Here is a 20326-nt window from a genome sequence, read left to right as displayed (position 1 = left end):
GAATTATTAAAATACTTATTATAAAAATAAAAAGCTAAAAAATATAATAATTAATGAATAAGGATTGAAAAACAGAGATTAAGGAGTTAATCTACGTCTATCTCTTGGGAATAGAACAGTTTCTCTAATGTTATCTAATCCAGTTAGAGTCATGTTAAATCTATCAGCTCCAAGACCCCATCCTGAGTGAGGAGGCATTCCATATTCAAACGCTCTCAAATATCCATTAAATGCATCAGGATTTAAACCTTTTTCAGCTATTTTCTCTCTTAAAAGATCGTGCTGATGAACCCTCATAGCTCCTGAAGATATTTCAAGATCTTTATACATTAAATCAAATGCATGGCTTTTTACAGGATTTTTTTCATTTGGCATTACATAGAAAGGTTTTATCTCAGTTGGCCATTCTGTTAAGAAGTAGTAACCATCCATCATTTCTCCAAGTGCTTTTTCAGCTGCTCTTGATAAATCTTCACCCCATTCCATAGGCACATCTCTTGAATTTATCATATCAACTGCATCATCATATTTTAAAACTTCGAAATGGCCTTCTGGTATATCTAAATCCATTTCAAGAGTTTTTAATTCTTCTCTACAATCTTGTTTAACATCTATGATAACTTTTTGAACAAGATCATTTAATATCTTCATAACATCAACATCATCCATAAATGATGCTTCCATATCGATTGAAATAGCTTCATTTAAATGACGAAGAGTATCATGTTCTTCTGCTCTAAATATTGGAGCTATTTCATAAACTTTATCAAATCCAGCTGACATCATCATCTGTTTATACAATTGGGGACTTTGACCCAGAAATGCTTCTTTTTCAAAGTATGTAATTGGGAATAATTCTGTTCCTCCCTCGGTAGCTGAAGCTACAAGTTTGGGTGTGTTTATTTCTAAAAATCCTCCTTCTTCAAAGAAATTTCTAACAGTATGTAACATTTTACTTTTTATTTTAAATATAGAACTTACTACTGGTTTTCTAAGATCTATGAATCGAGAATCAAGTCGAGTATCAATTTCTGCCTTAACTTTTTCAGTAGGGTCCATTGGTAATGGTTGATTAGCTAGACTAAATATTTTTATTTCAGAAGGGATGATTTCAACACCATTAGGTGCTTTTCCACTTTCTTGAACTTTTCCTTTAAGTCCAATAACAGATTCTTTTCTTAATTTTCTTATTTTATCTAATAATTCTCCTTCTATTTCTTTGCTTGGAGCAGTTAATTGTATCATTCCACTCCTATCTCTAATAAGTACAAATATTATGCCTCCAAGGTCTCTGATTTCATGTACCCATCCCATAACTGTAACATCTTCACCAGTAATATTTTCATCTATTTCCTTTGTATAATGGCTTCTTCTCCATATATCTGATAATCTTGTCAATTTTTCACCTTTGTAATCTTATAAGTCTTTTATACTTTAATTTGCTATTAAATTCAGTTATTATTATAGATACTAGATAGATAATAGTAAATTAATATTATTAAAGTTAATAATTATTAAATTGAATTAATTATTAAATTAATTATTAAATTAAATAATTAAATTATTAGTACTATTAGTCATATTAATAATATTATGAATATTATTAGTTGTTTTTCATTATTTCTATTAATATCTCTATAATACTATTAAAATTTTTATTAATATTAAATTTCATGAAATCTAAAAATGCATAGACCATAATGAAATAATATTAATCAAATTAATATTTAAATGTTTTTTTAAATAACTACTATTAATTAGTTGTTTTTTATTAGTTATTTCAATATTATATGTCTTATTATGATTTATTTTATTAATAATTATTCTATAAGTTTTTATTTTAATAATAAATATTCTAATAATTCTTATTCTATTATAGCTATTTAATTATTGTTTATTTTATTATTTAAATATTTTAATTCTATTATTTACTTTATTAAAAATTACCTTAATATTAGTATTAGTGCTAATAATTAGTATTATTATAATCTCCATTATTATTTTTATTATTACTATTATTACTATTAATATTATTGCTATTATTTCTATTTTTATTATTTTTATTATTTCTATTATTAGTTCTATTTTTTATCTAATCTAACTTTAATTGAATCTGCATGAGCATAAAATCCTTCATATTCTGCTATTGGAACAACAACATTTTCAAGAGATTTTAAACCTTTTTGAGTAATTGTTTGAACTGTAGGCTTCTTTAAGAATGATTCTGTTGAAAGTCCTGAATACATTCTAGCGCCTCTATCTGTGGGGAGAACATGATTTGTTCCAGAACCGTAATCTCCAGCAGCTACTGGAGAATATTTGCCTAAAAATATTGAACCAGCATTTTTTATCTTTTTCAGTATTTTTTCATCTGCTTCATTATTTTTAGTCATTATTATCAAATGTTCTGGAGCATATTCATTAGATATATCAACAGCTTCTTCAATAGATTTTGTCACTATAATTTTTCCAAATTTCTTTAAAGATTCTTCAATAACTTCTTTTCTTTTAGCTTCTTTAGTTTTTAACTCTATCTCTTTTTTAGTTTTTTTTGCTAATTTTAAGTTATCTGTAACAAGATAGCATGATGCATTTGGATCATGTTCTGCTTGTGAAAGTATATCATAAGCTATATATTCGGGATTAGCTGTTTTATCTGCTATTATTAAAACTTCTGAAGGTCCTGCTGGAAATTCAATATCAACGTTTCCATAAACAAGTTTTTTTGCTGCAGTAACAAATATATTTCCAGGTCCAACAATTTTTTCAACTTGTGGTATTGATTCTGTTCCATAGGCCATAGCAGCAATAGCTTGAGCTCCACCTACCTTGTATATTTCATCTGCACCAGCAATATCTGCTGCAACTAAAATTGCATCCATTATTTTACCATTCTCTTGTGGAGGACTGCAACATATTATATTCTCCACTCCAGCTATTTTTGCAGGGATAACAGTCATTAAAATTGTTGAAGGATATGCAGCTCTTCCTCCTGGAATATAACAACCAACTTTATTTATTGGTCTGATTATCTGTCCTGCAGTTATTCCTTTTCTTAATTCAATTTCCCATTCTTGTGGAATTTGTTTTTTATGAAATTTTGCTATGTTTTCACTTGCTTCTTCAAGAGAATTAAGCAACTCTGGATTTGATTCTTTTAAATTTAGATAACTCTCTTTTATTTCATCTTTAGAAACTTTCAATGATTCTATTTCAACATTATCAAATTTTTTTGTATATTCTATTAAGCTTAAATCTTTTGAATTTTTAACATTTTTTAAGATTTCAGAGACAGTTGGTAATATGTCTTCAATATCTTCTTGAGATTTTTCTGTTAATTTACTTAAATTTTCTTTATCGTAATATGAAATTTCCATATGAATCAACTATAATTCTGAAAATAAATTTAATTAGCTCTAAATAAATTTAGCTCTATTTTTTTTAAATGAATCATCATGTATTAAATATTTCTTTTATAAAATATTTCTTTGAAATGATATAAATATTATGTTATTGTACATTATTCATAAAAACATTTATAAGCAATTTAAAGGTAATATCTCTAATAGCTATAAAATTATTTAAAATAAATTCTAATAAATATATAAATCAATCATATAAATTATATAAATCAATTATATAAAATTATAATGAATATTATATAAAATTATTTAGCAACAATTTTAAATATTATTAAATTATAATAATGATTATTATAGTACAAATATTGTATTGAGATAGGAACACATATAGTTTTTTTTGAGAATATTTAAGATTATATAATCTTGTATTGTATATAACATAAATATTGTATAGTACTATTATTAACTAAATATTAATAAGTAATATTGATATATTTCAAATAATGCATGATTTTGACTACTATATTTTGCATTTATTTAAAACTTTTAAGATAATCTATAAATTTATATAATACTTTTGTACAATGTTATTATTATATAGATATTAACTGTTATTTATATAAATATAAAATAGTACTTAATGATTATACATTAAATTAATATGATTATACCTGATTAATATTTTGGGTATAGAGTATTATTTATATAATATACGCTATTATTATCAAATCTCAGTGCTTGAAATTGATTTCATTAATTTATAATAGTAAGAGAGTAGCTATTTAATGATGAAGTGATAAGAGGTTATTTATGTATAAAGATGAAATGATTCAGATGCATCAATTTTTAGTATATGTTTTAAAATTTTTAGAAACAGAAAGTGAGATACCTAATTCATGTAGTGAGTATATTGCTCTTAATATAAGCCCTCATCATATTCATAGGACTAAGGCAGAACATAAGCATGCAATCTTTGTGCTTTCAAATACGATTTCTGAAATTATCTTGAAAGAAGATAATGATTCTGTCCCTACTAATGTTTCTAATGCTTTATCAGAACTTGTTAAACGCTCTAAAAAAGAATTAAAAGTTGAAAATGCACCTGTGCCTGTTGAGTCAAAATAGAAAAATATTTGAAATTAGATTTTAATTAGTTTTCTTTAATTGGATTTATTTAATTGATATGTTGTTTTAACATTTTATTGATTTTTAATTTTAATCCAATTATTTAAATAAGTGATTATAAGAATAGAACTATTTTTAGGACACAGATTTTAATTGTTATAGCAATGTCTATAATTTTATAATGTATTTTCATAATAATTTTAATCTCGTAATGATTTTAATAATTTTTTATACTAATTTTAATAAGTTTTCATAATTTAGTAAGTTTTAATATTTTAATAAGCTTTTATAATTAAGCTTAATGGTATTTATAATAACTTTAATAAGAATTTCTAAAATGTTTTGTTAAATAACTTTTGATGCTTTATTTATAAATAATACTTATTTTATTAATTTTTATCTTATTACTATCTATTTTACTAGTATTTATTCTATTATTCTTATTATTCTTATTATTTTTATTATTCTTTTTATATTCTTATTATTATTCTTATTATTTATTTTTATTATATTTTATATATTAGAATATACAAATTATTAGAATATATAGGTGTTTTAATGAATGATTCGAAAAATATTCTTTATTTTGAAGAAGAAGGAATTTCAAATAACGAGATAATTGTTTTTATACACTCTAATTTATTAAGTAATTGGGTTTGGATAAATCAAAGAGATTATTTTAAAGATTTTCACTGTATATATTTGGATCTTCCAAACCATGGAAATAGCTATTTCGCGAATGAATTTTCAATAGAAACCTCTTCAAAAATTATAAAAGAATTGATTCAAGAAAAAGCCTATGATTCTAGAAATAATAATAAAATAAAGAAAGTAAATTTAGTAGGGGTTTCTTTAGGTGGTCAGATTGCATTATATTTATTATCTAAATATCCTGCTTTAGTTGATAATGTTATTGTATCTGGAGTTAACTTATATGAAGATCCTAAAAAAGATGATTTCAATAATGTAGTTTCTATGATGAATATATTTAAAATGGATATTTTAGATAAAAAACCTAATAAATTTCTTATTAAAGCACTATTAGCTGAATACGGCTTAGAAAAAAAGTATTATGAATTTATAAAAGAATCAAATGAAAAAATTTCAATTGAGAGTTTTAATTCAATTACTAAAGAGTCATTAAAATTTAAAATACCTAAAATCGAAAATAGTAAAACTAAAAATAAAAACAATAGAAAAAGTAAGTATAAAAATAACGAAAATAACAAGTATAAAAATAATAAAAGTAATAAAAAAAATTCTAAAAATAATAATACTAACAATAAAAGAGATAATAATGGTGAAAATCTTTTAGTTTTGTTTGGAACAAAAGAGTATCCTAAAGTTAAAAAATCTGCAAGCTTAATAAAGGATATTTTTAATAAAGCTCATGTTTTTGGAGTTTATAGATCTCTTCATCTTTGGAATATTATTGATTATGAATGGTTTAATGAAGTTGTTAAAGATTTTATTTGTAATAAATCATATAATTTAAATAATAAGGATTACTTAATTGAAGATATATATTTGGAGATATATAATTGAAGGTATATATTTGAGGATATCTAATTAGAGATATATAATTTTAGGATAGATCTTTTAAGGTGTAGGTTTTATGAAAAAGTATGGCTTTATTGGATATGGAAATATGGGGAAAATGATAGTTGAAAATATTCTTAATTTGAAGATATTCTATCCTAATGAAATGATTATTTCAAATAGAACTTTATCAAAGCTCAATAAACTTAAAAAAGATTATCCCGATATTACTATCACTGATGATAATACATATTTAGCTAAAAATTGTGATAAAATCTTTATTTTTGTTGAAACTCCTGAATTTAAAGATCTGATATTTCAGATTTCTCCTTTTCTCACTGATGATTCTCATATTGTTCATGTATGTGCAGGATTAAGTTTTGAAAATATAAATAGTTTCTATAAGGGTTCTGTTAGCCAAGTTATTCCTTCTATTGTTTCTACTTTTAATAATTATCATAATGAATCTATTAATATTAATAATAATGAAGATGTAGATAATATTCATAATATTGATAATAATAGTGATATTGGTAGTAATGATACTTTTAATTGTTTTAAAAATGCATGTAACAATAAATTGGGGATTTCTCTAATTTTACATAGTAATAACACTTCAAACACTGATAAGTGTTTAATCGAAGAAATATTCAATGAATTTAGTTACATACAAATAATTGATGATTTTGAACTAAGTAATGATGAAAATAATGATAGGGCTGTTGAAATAGCTACTATTTTAACAAGCTGTGCTCCAGCTTTTATTTCACTTATCATCGATAATTTAGTTAGTATAGCTAATTTAAAATCTAAAAACAAGATTAATGTTGATGAAGCTAAGTATATAGTAGTTAAAACTTTTTTAAGTACTTTTATTCAGATTGATACTGATAATTTGTGTACTTCTGATATAATTGATAAAACTTCTACAAAAAAAGGAATTACTGAAATTGGTCTTAATTATTTAGATAAAAACAGTAATGAATTAATTAATGATCTTTTTGATTTACTTCTTGAGAGATATGATGAAGTTAAGAGTGAATTAAATAAAAATTATTCTTAATTATACTTTTATTTTAATTCTATAATTTTTTTTTATATGGCAGAAGAAAAAGCCCTTAATTAAATTCAATTCCATTTTAGTCATGTTTTATAATACGAGGATAAAGCTGCTATTTCGTGGAGGTTTTAATTTTTTAATTAAGGGCTTTTAGGACATAAATGTTTTGTTCATATATTTTTGTCCTGTAAACTTAATATTGTTTTTTCTAGTATATAAATGTTTAGGCATACCTAAACTTTTTTTTCTGTTTGATTTTTATATATCTTTGATTTTCATGTAAAATATTTTAGATTTTATATAAAATTATTTGGAAGAAAATAACCTCAATTAACAATACTTTGAGGTTGACTAAATTATGAGTTGATAGGCTTATTTAAAACCATTCTATGGAATAAAAGATTTTGTCAATTGATGGCAATTTTCTATCTATGACATGTTATATATTATAACAATTGTTATATTATTATTTTTATTATATAAATGTTGTGGTTATTTTTATAATAATATCTAATATTAGATAATCTCTAGTATTAGATAATCAGATTTTAATATTAAGATAATGAGATTCAAAGTATATTCAATAATAAATATCTTTGATGTATATTCAATAATATGTATATTCAGTGTAAAAACATTAATATATAATCTATTTAAGATTTAATAATAAAAATAAAGTAGCTATTTATCAAAAAGTATTAAATTATGTCATACTATTCTGTTGATATAAACTTAACATATTTTCCATCAATATTAAACACTCTACATTCCTTCAATGTTTTTTTACCATCAGTAATATCGAATTTTAATCCATGTCTATATATTTCATTCCTTTTTTCTAAATCTACCTTAACATCATATAGTAAACCAGTAGTAGGTGAAATATCAGGGTTAGAAACTTCTACTAATCTTGCATAGATTATTTCCTCATTTTTTCTTAGTTTTAATTTAACTTCCTTCAACATTTTTAATCATCATTTTAATTATTTGTAATTAGTTAATAATAAAACTATTCTTAATTAATTACAAATATTAAATATTTTTTATATTTTTTAAATAATTATATTTAAGTTTTTTATAAGTTTTTATAAGTTTATTATAGTTTTTTATAAGTTATTATTAGATGTAATGATTTTTCACAGGTTTTTACAGGTTTTTAGAAGTTTTTACAAGTTTTCATGAGTTTCAATGTTTTAAAATGTATTTAAAGTCCCAAAAAGGAATTCCTTGTGTTTTATTATTCTCAAGGTGTTCCATTTCATGAGAAGATCCATATGCAGCAGGTCCATAAAAGTTTAAAGGCCCTTCCAAATGTTTTACAGAGATTTCCATATCTTTTGGATTTAAAATGGCTTCTAAAATATATTCTCCATTTACTTTTGTTATATATGGTCTTTCAACTAGCTCTCTTTCATTTTTATTTCCACATTTTTCCATTCTGTATATTTTACCTTCTTTTGATAAAATTTCGGGATTAACAAATAAGTATATTTTCTCTAATGTATATCCTATTTTAGTTTTTTTATCATACTCTGTTACTTTTTCTTTTATAGACATTAACTTTTTAGAGTTTTTATTAACACTCCAGTCCCCTCCAAAACGGACTGAAAAGAAAAGTGGCAAAAAAATTTCTTCTGGAAGATTTAATTCTCTTATTATTTCTTTTTCTTTTATTGTAAATGTCAAAATCTTTTTTATATCTTCTTTTTCCAAATTGACACCTTATTTATTTTATTAATCTTTTTATCATTATTTTAAAATTTTATTTATTATCATAATTATTTTGAAATATTTTTATTATTTTGAAATATTTTCATTTTTTATTATCATTGTTATTTTGAATTTTAATATTTAAAATTTTTATTGTTGATTTATTGTTGATATAATTTAAAAAAGCATTAAAGATAATAGTTGTAAATTCTTTTAAAAAAGATAAATATGAAAAAGATAAGCATAAAAAATAAATATTGAAAAAGTAAATATGAAAATGAGTATTAAAAGATAAATATAGAAACAAAAGGATTTAACTATTAATCTAAGGGCATTAAAATTCTAGTTAATAACTTATCTTCTGAAACATCCTCTGGACTATTGTAATAGCTTTCTAGAAATATTCCAGTAGGTTTCATCCCATTATCTTCAATCCAAATCATAATTTCATCGTATGTTTCTCCCATCTCTTGATAAGGTCCTTGATAGAGGCCATACACAGCTTTCATCTCTTCTATATAGCTGAATTCTATATCATCTTTTTCAGGTAACTCTTTGTAAACAGGAAAACCTATTTCTACTTTTAAATTCTCCATGTCCATATTAAAATACCTTACAAAAGGAATATCTTCAGGATATTCTCCAATTTCTCTCAGATATTCTTCTATTTTTCCATAGGTCTCCCCTATTACTATAGGCAGATTTTCCATTTTTGTTTTGGTTTTAATAGAGATTACTGGTTGTTTAGATTTTTTTACAATCTCTATTCTTGATACAAGTGGCATTTTATCTCCTTTTATATAATTTAATATAATCTTTTATATAAAAATCGTGATATTTAATTTAATTTAATTTTGGTATTTATTTTATATTTCCTTATGATTAATTCGTTTATGTATTTTTATAATTGTTTTTTATTAAAATCTTCAATAGCTCCATCTACTATTTCAAGAATGGATTCATCAAGATCTGGATAAGCATCATCAATAGCTATTGGGATGTTATCACAATAAACAACTTCAAGACCTGCTTCAAGTGAATCTTTAGTAGCAACATCTACAGCTGCAGCTTTAAGTTCAGTAAGCATTACATCCGCATGACCTATGTATTTTTCGATATCTTTTTGAAGAAGTGGCCTGTTTGAAAGGTGTGGTGTAGTTCCAACAACTTTACATCCATAATTTTCTTCTAAATGACTCACTAAAACATCTTTTACTTCATCTGGAGCTGTGGTAGCAAACAACACATTTTTACCATTAATATCACCATGAGGTTTAGGTCTGAATACAGTAGATATGATTTTTGCATTTGGATTTATTTCACTTATAAACTCTTCTATTGCTTTTATCTTTGAAGGTGTACTCATTGGTTCTTCACACATTGTAAGAATAATCAAATCAGCTAAACTTATTCTGAATGGTCCGAAAAAATTGGTTATATTTAAAATTGGTTGATTTGCTCCTATTAATGCAATGTGTTTGTCTGTTTTAACTGGGGGAACAGCTGCACCACTACCTTCAAATATAATAAATTTTGATTCAACTTCATTAGCTATCTCAGCACCTTTTTTCATGTTTGTCATGAATACATCACCAGACATTCCACCTCCACATCTTCTACAACCAATGGTAAGAATTCTACTCATAAGTGCATCTTCCCAATGGTCAGAAGCTGCATGAACACCTTTGTTAGATTGTTCCATTAAAAATTCTGGTGTAATTTCTAATTCATCTCCTCTTACAATTTCAGGTTCTTCTGGACCTCCTCTACCCATAGCTACAACACATGGTTCATAACCGTTTTCATCTATAAGTCTTGCTGCAAACGCAGATACTGCTGTTTTACCTATTCTTTTACCAGTTCCAAGTATTTTAATGGATGGTTTTGTTGGTATTTTATATTCTGTTAATGGTTGAAATTCAAAATCTGGTCCTCTGTATAAAACACCTTCTCTAATCACTTTTGAAGCTATTTTAAATCTTTTGGTGTAATCAAGTACTGGTTCATCACTTAAATCCATTACAACATCTGCATCATATTCTTTAATCATTTCAACTATTAAATCATAGGGAATTTCATTTTCATCTGGACCAAAATGTACGGGCATTCCCATCATTTCGGCATAGCTTTCAGGATTATCTGTTCTTAATTTTTCGGTTCCTCCAATAAAAACTGTTGCAACAACATCTACATGTTCTAAACTATTTAATATTTCAATTGCAGATTTAGTAACTGGTAAATAATGTTCTCCATCAACTAAACAAACTATTTTTTCCATATTTTTCATAAAACCACTTTTTTAGATTTATTAACTTATTTACTAATTTATACTTTAATTCCATATTTTTTTATATATTAATTTTAGAAATATTTCAATAAAGATGCTTTAGTGAATTATTTTTTCTAATTATTATTAAAATATATTCAATGTTATATAACATTTTATAACTATTTATCTTTATTTGTATTATTTATCTTTATTTGTATTGCATAAATTACATAAAAATAATCAATTAATTGAGACAATTAATGAAAATAATTTAATGACAGATTAATTGAGACAGATTTAAATATTTAAAATTAGAAATATATTTAATTGGAAATATAGTTGATTAGAAATATATTTAATGCATTATTAATAGAATAAATATTAGATTAATTTATATTTTAATCTATATAATTGATTATATAACTATAAATAATGAAATATATTAAATGGTGGAAATATGAAAGCAGATGCATTTAAAATAGCGGATGGAGTATATTGGGTTGGTGTTCTTGATTGGGATTTAAGAGATTACCATGGATATACTTTAGATGGTACAACATACAATTGTTACTTAGTATTTGGTGAAGAAAAAACAGTATTAATTGATAATACGTATCCAGGATCTTCTGCACAGCTTTGGGCAAGAATATATGATGCTTTTAATAAAGAAGGTAAAGAGCCAAAAATCGATGTAATTATTCAAAATCATATTGAAAATGATCATAGTGGATGTTTAGCTGAATTTGTTAGGAAATTCCCAGATTTAGATCTTTATTGTTCTCCTAAGGCTGTTAATGGTCTTATAAGTCATGTACCTTCACTCGAAAACTTTGATATGAATGTAGTTAAAACTGGAGATACTCTTGATATTGGTGGTAAAACTTTTACTTTTCTTGAAGCACCTATGTTACATTGGCCAGATAGTATGTTCACATTTTTAGCACAAGATGGAATATTATTTTCAAATGATGCATTTGGCCAACATATTTGTGCAAGTGAAAGATATGATACTGATATTTCAGAAGATTTCTTAATAAGTCATGCACAAAAGTTTTATGCTAATTTAGTAACTCCCTCTTCTCCCCTTGTTTTAAGAAAGCTTGATGAAGTTGTTGAATTAGGTCTTCTTGAGAAAATAAAAACTATTGCTCCATCTCATGGACAAATTTTAACAGAACCTATGAAATTAATTAATAAGTATAAAGAATGGGCTTCTGGAGAATGTAAAGATAAAGTAACTTTTTTATATGATACAATGCACCATTCCACACAAAAAATGGCTCATGCTATGATGGAAGGTCTTATTAGTGAAGGAATCCAAGTTAAGTCTTATTTTTTACATACAGATGGTAGGAGTGATGTTGTAACAGATGTTCTTGATAGTAAAGCTATTTTTGTTGGTAGTCCTACTATAATGAATAACCCTTATCCTAGCTTAGGGGACTTGATGTATTACTTCAATGCTCTTTCTTTTAAAAAGACTGGTTATCAGAAAAAAGCAGTTGTATTTGGTTCTAAAGGTTGGGGTGGAGGAGCTAACAGAAAACTAACAGCTGACCTTCAAGGAGCAGGTTTTGAAATAGTAGAACAATATGATTTAACATATATTCCTACTGAAGAAGAATTACTTAAATGTTATGAAATTGGAAAAGAAATAGGTAAACAGTTGAAATCTGAATAGTTAATTTCTTTTTTATTATTATTATTATTATTATTTTAATGTTTAATTTCTTTTTTTAAATTTTTAAATCAATAATTAATGATTTCAAGTTTTCACAAGCTTAAAAAAGTATGGGACTTGTAAATAAAATAAAATTTTCAGAAAAAGATATAAATTAATGCAATTATTGTATAGAAGAAAGTATTCTAATCATGGATAAGACAATACAATCTAGCTTTTAAAGAAATATATGAATTACTTGGAAAAACATCTTCAAAAAATAAAAAAATAATAATTAATATTAAATCATATTTAATAATTAAAGATAAAATGATTTAAATCAATATAAAGAATAGATATTAGTTAAAATAATTAAAAAAATAATAATTAGTTATTTAACTAATTTATGTAGATATTTCTTTTGAGTTGGGGTTTGCAAGGAATTTATATAATAAAGCAGCTATAATTCCACCAACAATAGGTCCAATCAATAATATTAAATAATTAGTCCAAATTAAACCTGCAGGATTTCCAACTAAAAAGTTTACAAGATATGGTGAAAAACCACGGGCGGGGTTAATACATCCTCCAGTAATATGGCCTAAAAATGTTAAAGAAATACCAATAGCCATACCAATGGATAATCCATAAACTCCTGGGTCTGCTTTTTTATCAACAGCTACTCCCATTACAACTAGGACTAATAAGAAAGTACCGACTATCTCAGCCAACATAGCTTGTGAAAAACTTATTCCTGTTGCAGGAGCATTTGCACCAAGAGCTCCAATTCCTGCTCCAATATCAACACCAAATATTCCAAGAAGACATAAACTAGCAATGATTGCTCCAATAAATTGAGCTAGAATATATCCAGATGCATTTTTACCAGGAATGCTTTTAGTAACTAACAATCCAATTGTTACAGCGGGATTTATATGCCCTCCAGAAATTTTTCCAAATGTATAGATAACTGCCATAGCTGTGATACCAAATCCCCAACTAACAGCTAGCCATTCTGCAAAACCTCCAAGCGCTCCAATAGATCCTGTTGGAACATAAGTATGTACAATCCATGCTGCGCCTATTGCAGAACCAGTACCAAAAAATACTAATAAAAATGTTCCAACAAGTTCTGCTATCATTTTTCTACTTAAACTATATTCCATTTTATCACTCCATATGTAGTTAATTTCCATAATATTAAAAATAAGATATTATGGAGAGTTTATTAAATATTAATACTTTTAATTTCATAATATTAAAAATTAATAAATAATCATTATTAATAACGAATAATATGACTAATAAAATGATAATACAATTAATAGAATATATTTTATATAATACATTATTTGATTAAATTAACTTATATTATTAAATGGAAATAAATTTGTTTGTATTTATTCAAATATAATCATTTATAATTGGATTATATAATTACTTTAATTAATATAGCTATACTACCTCATCCTATTATAGATTATGTTTATTATTATATATAAATCCAACATCAAAACAATGAATAAAAAAAATATAAGAATAACAATTAAAATAACTTAAAGATCATTATAAATATTAAATATGCTAAAAATAGATAACAATAAAAAATAGATAAAATAAAACTATATAAAATAAAAAATTAGTTTTTGTTAGAAAGATTTTGCATATTGCTTATTATAATTTAATTAATAATGTCTTTTATTCATCGAATGTATCTCTCTTGTTTTTATGTTTTTTGAAATAATCCTTATTTTCCAATTTTGTTCTTAGATTTTTTAAGAAATTATTAGAATATCTCTTTTTAAAATTATATTTTCAAATTATACTTTTAATCATTTTTAATTGTTTTTTAATATTTGTTCACATTTTAGGAATAAAAATTCTCAAAAGGTAAAGTTTATATATTTTGAGGTATAATATATCTTTGTGCAAGTGTATAAAATTTGGCCTATGAATGCTTTAAATATATAAAATAATTAGATTATATAAAATAATTTGAATATTTTAAATTAAGAATTATTCAATTATAATATTATTCAATTATAATTATTTTAATTATATATTCTAATAATATATATTCTAATAAAGCAAGAGGTCAAAGTCTTTAGTTTTGATTAAAAACAAAGATAACTTCGAAACTGTCTAATTAGCTACCTATGCTAATATTAAAATATAGGCTACTGACATGAACAAAACAACTACATTATTTATAGTGTTTTTGTTCCTATATTTACTTTGTAGCTTTGAACCGATTTCATTCACTGAAAAAAGTCTTTCAAATGAGCTAATGGAACACACTGAGCATTATGAAAACCCTAAAAGACCAAAAAAATCTAAAAAAACAAAAAATTCAATTAAGTCAAAAATATTTAGTGATATTAAAAAGATAAATAAAATTTTAAAACATGATGTATTGCTTTTAAGGTTATTAAAAATAGATAATAATAATTTTAAAGAATAGATAAATTCATAAAGGGAAAATCATTGAATAAAAAAGTTTATTATATGAATTTAATAGTATAAATTTAAAATTAAATAAACTTAACATTAGATAAATTTATAGTAACTTTTTATTATTAAGTTCTTTTTATAATAATATCTTTTTTACTATATGGAGTTATTTATATATTAAAAGTAACCTTGTTTTTTAATTAATCTTTAATTAATCTTTAATTAATCTTTAATTAATCTTTAATTAATTTTTAATTAATTTTTAATTAATCAATAATTAATTGATTACATTAAAAAATCTTTTTAATTCAACTTATTAATTTTTTAAATATTATAATATACTTATTATTTTATTAATCATTATTATAATTTTCATAATAATAAAAATATTCTAATTTAAATAAACCTAATTATTATTTTGATAAAACTTTCGGATTGAATAAAGAATTAGAAACAAAAATTAATAAATTAGAACATATTTATATATTGTCTTAATATTCAATAAATTAGGCTTTATAAATAGACATTATATAAAATAATTAAAATAAGGTTTAATTTAGTATAAGAATTTAATAACTCTTATTTAATTATTAAACCTATTATTTTGACTTAATCAATCTTATAAGATTTTAAGTTTTTAATAGCTGGACCATGAATTGAATTACCTTTATAATCAAAAAGGGAACCGTGTTGTGGACAATCCCAAGTTTTTTCTGCTGAATTCCAGCTTAATCTACATCCATAATGAGTACAGTTTCCTTGTAGTGCAAAAACATTGGATTTCAAATCTTTATATATAGATATGCTTCTTTTAGGAAGTTCAATTATTTTAGCTTCTCCAGGATTTAAATCTAATATTTCATCTTTTACTATTTTTAATTCTTCTGTGTTCAAATCTTTTGTATTGAAGCTACTTTTACATTTTTTCTTTATTGATTTTTGTTTTTTAAATCTTTTTGGTGAGAAAACTTCAGCATAAATATTTTTTTTATTTGATATTAAGTCTGTTAGCATTATTCCTGCTAATGTTGCTTTTACCATTCCCCAACTACCAAACCCAGTGGATATATAAATTCCTTTTTGAGAAGTCTCTCCAATAACTGGCAACCTATCGATAGTTTTATTATCTTGATTAGACCAGAAATACTCAATGGAATTAACATTGAACTTTTTCTTTGTATATTCTATTAATTTTTTGAAGTTTGCATTAGTATCCTTACTTTTACCTGTATGATGATGTTCTCCTGCAATGATTAATAAATCTCCTTTTTTAGTTGGAGTCTTTCTATAGGTATGGAAAGGATTTATATCAACAAACATAGAATCAGGTATATTTTCTTTTACATATACTCCTAACATATACGATTTGATTGGGGACATATATGATAAAGTTGAATCTGGGTCATATATTGGTGAATTTGTAGCTATGATAATAGAATCAGCAAAAATATCTCCTTTCTCAGTTATTATTCTATTTATTTCACCTTCTTTAATATCTATTACTTTAGTATTTTCAAATACATGAGATCCTTCTCCAGGTATTAGCTTTACTAATGCATTACTATACTTTTTGGGATGAAATATAGCTTGATTATTATATTTTATAGCTTTATTTATGTCAATATTGCTCTCACTATCATTATTTTTTGCGTTATTTTCCTTGAATGATTCTTCATTAAAAGGCATTTGAAAATCATCAGTTAAATCTGCATCTATATCTAATTTTTGCAATGCTTTATATTCTTTTTCAATATCTTTATAATTATTCTTATTTGTTGAATAGATATATAATGGAATTTTTTCATAATCACAATCGATTTTATATTCATTAATTATTTCAGATATTTTATCAAAAGCTAATATGTTTGCATCTCTGAATTTTAAAGCAATTTCCAAACCAAAATCAGATAATATCTCATCATAGACTAAATTTGATGATATTGTTATTTTAGCTGTTGTAGATCCCGTTACATCAGAAGCTATCTTTTTTGATTCTATTATGCCTACCTTAAAACCTTGTTTTTTAAGCATTAATCCTGTTGTAATCCCTACTATTCCTCCTCCAACAATAGCTACATCAACTTTTGTTTTATCTTTAACAGTAGGAAATTCTAATGTTTCTTCTTTATCTAACCAAAATGGTAAGTGTTTTTCTCTAATAAAAATCAACACCTTATATATTAATTAATATTTAATATGTTCATACAAAGTAATATAATTAATCTTTCGATTGATATTTGAATTATAATTAATATTTAATCATATGAAGATTATTTAATCATATGAACTTTTATTAATTGAGAATAGAATTTTATTGTTATAATTATTTTATCTAGTTATAATTTTTCATAATTTTTTTATTTTTTGATTCATTTTTAAATTCCTTTTTTAATTATTTTTTAAGTTATTTTTAAGTTATTTTTTTAGATTATTGTTATTTTGTATAATTCCTCTTTTATTATTTTTTACTTTTTTTGTTTAATATTTTTGTTTTTTAGCTAATATTTTTATTTTTTCATTTAATATTTTTATTTTTTGTTTAATATTTTTATTTTTCATTTAATATTTTTGTTTTTCATTTAGTGTTTTTGTTCTTTGTTTAATGTTTTTGTTTTTTAGTTATATTTAATACTAATATTTAGATTATTTTTTTGAAATATTATTGTTTTATTTATATAATATTGTTAATCGTTAATATTAATATGAATAGTTTTTAATTACTCTTATAAATCATCATTATATAATATATGCTTATTTTTATATAAATATATTTATTATTATTTGTTTATTATTTAATATTTCAATAATATTATATAATATATCAAACATATAGAATATTATAATATTTTCAGGGAGGTGAAAATATTAAAGCAAGAAATATAGTTTTTTTGTTAAGTATTGTCGTTATTTTTTTATCAGTTGCAGCTGTTAGTGCATCTTCAGACAATACTGACATAAATAGTTATGATGTGGGGTCTAATGAAATAGGAATATCTTCTTCTGATGTAAATAATAATTTAAATTCGGAACTTGATGTTGCTACAAGTGATTATTCTGCTAATGACATTCCAAGTGGTCCTCCAGGCCCCCCAGATAAAAATGACTTAAATGTTACAAAAAAGGTGAATAATAATACTCCATTAAATGGAAAAAACGTTGTTTATAATATAACTGTCAAAAATAAAAATAATGATAGAATATATAATGTTAAATTAACCGATACATGGAATAACCCTAAGCTAATATTTGTTTCTGCAAATACTGGTGGTGTTGGAAGCTTTAATAATGTTACTGGTGTATGGACTATTGGTACTTTAAATGGATATCAGTCTGTAAGTCTAATTTTAACTTTTAAAGTTAATGGTACTGGAAACATTACTAATAATGCTACTGCTTCTGCCCCTGGACAAAAAGATTCAAAAGATAGCTGTAAAATAGAGGTAAAGCCTAGTGCTGATTTGTCTGTTAATAAGACTGTGAACAATACTAAGCCTTATAATGGTCAGAATGTTCTTTATACTATAATTGTTAAGAATAATGGTCCGGATAAAGCTGTTAATGCTAAGTTGTCTGATTTGTTGAATTCTAAGTTGATCTTTGTTTCAGCAAACACACTTGTTGGAAGTTTTAATAGTGCTACTGGTTTATGGACTATTGGTGATTTAGCTAATGGTGCTGAAGCTATATTGTATTTGACTTTCAAGGTTAATGGTACTGGTGACATTGTTAATAAGGTTAATGTGTCTTCTAATACATTTGATCCTTGTTTAGATAATAACAATGATAGTAAGACTATATGTGCTAATGCTAGTGCTGATTTGTCTGTTAAAAAGTCTGTGAACAATACTAAGCCTTATAATGGTCAGAATGTTCTTTATACTATAATTGTTAAGAATAATGGTCCGGATAAAGCTGTTAATGCTAAGTTGTCTGATTTGTTGAATTCTAAGTTGATCTTTGTTTCAGCAAACACACTTGTTGGAAGTTTTAATAGTAATACTGGTTTATGGACTATTGGTGATTTAGCTAATGGTGCTGAAGCTATATTGTATTTGACTTTCAAGGTTAATGGTACTGGCGACATTGTTAATAAGGTTAATGTGTCTTCTAATACATTTGATCCTAATTTAACAAATAACAATGATACTAAAACAATTAATTCAAAGCCTAACAGTAATTTATCATTTAATAAATCAGCAAATGTATCCTATACATTTGTAGGTGATTTAATTAAATATACAATCACTATTAAGAATATTGGTGATGTAACTGCATACGATATTTATGTGATAGACAAATTACCTAAAAACCTTAGATTTATCAGTGCTAATCCATCTGTTGGTTATTATGATAATGGTAAATGGATTGTTGGGGACTTAGAACCTAATGATACTGCAAAACTTATCATTATAGCTGAAGCCTTAGAAGAAGGATTAACTGTTAACACTGCTGAATTAATATTTGATGGAGGATCTAAAACATTAAATGCTAGTTTTGATGTGGTTGTTGAAAGAAATAATCATACTAATGATACTAATACAACTAATCACTCTGTAACTAATAATACTGTAGCTTATGGTGATCTTGTTCCAATGAAGAAGACTGCGATACCTATTTCTGTATTATTTGTAATACTTGCGTTATGTAGTATTTTTGGAATTATTAGACCAAAGATTAAAAAATAGAAAATATTTAGGCATTTGAATCATGAAAATTTAATTCTTTGGGAAATTTCCCTTCCCCCTATTTTTGGGAAATTTCCCTAATTTTTATATTAATTTAATAATTTATTGTATTTTTATAAATTATTAGCTATTTTTAAAATATGAAAAAGTTTTGATTATAGAAAAAACTTTGAATAAAAAAGTTTTGAATTATACTTATAAAATATTTTTTAGATTTTAAAATTACTTTTAATAAAATAATAAAATTAAGAAAATGATATAATTAAAATAATAAAATGATACAGTAATGAAATATTAAAATAAAAATGATATATTAAAAATATTCATAAATATCTCTCTTTTTTAGATTTAATATTAATTATTATCAATTATTTTAAAAAATTTTATATATTATTTTTTCAATATTAATAATTATATAGTTACCATTATGATAAAAAGATTTAAAATTTACATGCTTAGAAAATA

14 protein-coding genes are annotated in these 20326 nt (G+C 23.9%); 6 read left to right on the top strand and 8 right to left on the bottom strand.

Translation table 11 applies throughout. The features are described 5' to 3' along the window. Nucleotides 1-78: 78 nt before the first annotated feature. Together aspS and hisD are read right to left on the bottom strand one after the other, a co-directional pair. Nucleotides 79-1398, bottom strand: a complete 1320-nt coding sequence (aspS, locus tag MarbSA_RS02230; protein ID WP_221061762.1) for an aspartate--tRNA(Asn) ligase — start codon at nt 1396-1398, stop codon at nt 79-81. Between the two features lie 683 nt (nt 1399-2081). Continuing rightward, on the bottom strand, nt 2082-3377 hold the full coding sequence (gene hisD, locus MarbSA_RS02225) for a histidinol dehydrogenase (protein WP_054835846.1): 1296 nt from the start codon (nt 3375-3377) through the stop codon (nt 2082-2084). Between the two features lie 795 nt (nt 3378-4172). Here hisD and MarbSA_RS02220 point away from each other — a divergent pair. From MarbSA_RS02220 to MarbSA_RS02210, 3 genes are all read left to right on the top strand, one after another. Then, the gene (locus tag MarbSA_RS02220) at nt 4173-4487 is read left to right on the top strand and encodes a UPF0058 family protein (protein ID WP_042704259.1); all 315 of its coding nucleotides are present in this window, start codon (nt 4173-4175) and stop codon (nt 4485-4487) included. 558 nt (nt 4488-5045) lie between these two features. Continuing rightward, on the top strand, nt 5046-6032 hold the full coding sequence (locus MarbSA_RS02215; RefSeq protein WP_221061761.1) for an alpha/beta fold hydrolase: 987 nt from the start codon (nt 5046-5048) through the stop codon (nt 6030-6032). A 70-nt stretch (nt 6033-6102) separates the two neighbouring features. Next, complete coding sequence (locus MarbSA_RS02210; RefSeq protein WP_221061760.1) at nt 6103-7089, top strand: NAD(P)-binding domain-containing protein; 987 nt, start codon at nt 6103-6105, stop codon at nt 7087-7089. 710 nt (nt 7090-7799) lie between these two features. On the opposite strand, the gene MarbSA_RS02205 is transcribed toward MarbSA_RS02210, so the two are convergent. From MarbSA_RS02205 to MarbSA_RS02190, 4 genes are all read right to left on the bottom strand, one after another. Next, on the bottom strand, nt 7800-8051 hold the full coding sequence (locus MarbSA_RS02205) for a hypothetical protein (protein WP_042704254.1): 252 nt from the start codon (nt 8049-8051) through the stop codon (nt 7800-7802). A 220-nt stretch (nt 8052-8271) separates the two neighbouring features. Beyond that, nucleotides 8272-8799, bottom strand: a complete 528-nt coding sequence (locus MarbSA_RS02200) for a putative ATP-dependent zinc protease (protein ID WP_221061759.1) — start codon at nt 8797-8799, stop codon at nt 8272-8274. A 317-nt stretch (nt 8800-9116) separates the two neighbouring features. Next, nucleotides 9117-9581, bottom strand: a complete 465-nt coding sequence (locus tag MarbSA_RS02195) for a GyrI-like domain-containing protein (protein WP_221061758.1) — start codon at nt 9579-9581, stop codon at nt 9117-9119. Nucleotides 9582-9697: 116 nt separating this feature from the next. Beyond that, complete coding sequence (locus MarbSA_RS02190) at nt 9698-11083, bottom strand: cyclic 2,3-diphosphoglycerate synthase (protein ID WP_054835390.1); 1386 nt, start codon at nt 11081-11083, stop codon at nt 9698-9700. 439 nt (nt 11084-11522) lie between these two features. Here MarbSA_RS02190 and MarbSA_RS02185 point away from each other — a divergent pair, with 439 nt between their 5' ends. Next, nucleotides 11523-12746: an FprA family A-type flavoprotein gene (locus MarbSA_RS02185; RefSeq protein ID WP_221061757.1), complete on the top strand. Its 1224-nt coding sequence runs from the start codon at nt 11523-11525 to the stop codon at nt 12744-12746. 383 nt (nt 12747-13129) lie between these two features. Here the strand turns inward: MarbSA_RS02185 and MarbSA_RS02180 are convergent, their stop codons facing one another. Further along, nucleotides 13130-13891 carry an MIP/aquaporin family protein gene (locus tag MarbSA_RS02180; protein WP_221061756.1) on the bottom strand — a complete coding sequence of 254 codons (762 nt, stop codon included), beginning with the start codon at nt 13889-13891 and terminating at the stop codon, nt 13130-13132. A gap of 1019 nt (nt 13892-14910) precedes the next feature. On the opposite strand from MarbSA_RS02180, the gene MarbSA_RS02175 reads away from it, so the two are divergent. Continuing rightward, entirely contained in the window at nt 14911-15186 is a 276-nt protein-coding gene (locus tag MarbSA_RS02175) for a hypothetical protein (RefSeq protein WP_156314820.1), read from the top strand. 599 nt (nt 15187-15785) lie between these two features. Here MarbSA_RS02175 and MarbSA_RS02170 read toward each other — a convergent pair. Further along, on the bottom strand, nt 15786-17345 hold the full coding sequence (locus tag MarbSA_RS02170) for an FAD-dependent oxidoreductase (protein WP_221061755.1): 1560 nt from the start codon (nt 17343-17345) through the stop codon (nt 15786-15788). 719 nt (nt 17346-18064) lie between these two features. Between MarbSA_RS02170 and MarbSA_RS02165 the strand changes: the two genes are divergently transcribed. Then, nucleotides 18065-19861, top strand: coding sequence for a DUF11 domain-containing protein (locus tag MarbSA_RS02165; protein ID WP_221061754.1), 1797 nt, complete (start codon nt 18065-18067; stop codon nt 19859-19861). Nucleotides 19862-20326 lie beyond the last annotated feature (465 nt).

Source organism: Methanobrevibacter arboriphilus, assembly GCF_019669925.1.
In the GTDB taxonomy this organism is placed as follows: domain Archaea; phylum Methanobacteriota; class Methanobacteria; order Methanobacteriales; family Methanobacteriaceae; genus Methanobinarius; species Methanobinarius arboriphilus_A.
The sequence above is the reverse complement of the archived record's forward strand: the minus strand, read 5'-3'. Positions and strand labels throughout refer to the sequence as shown.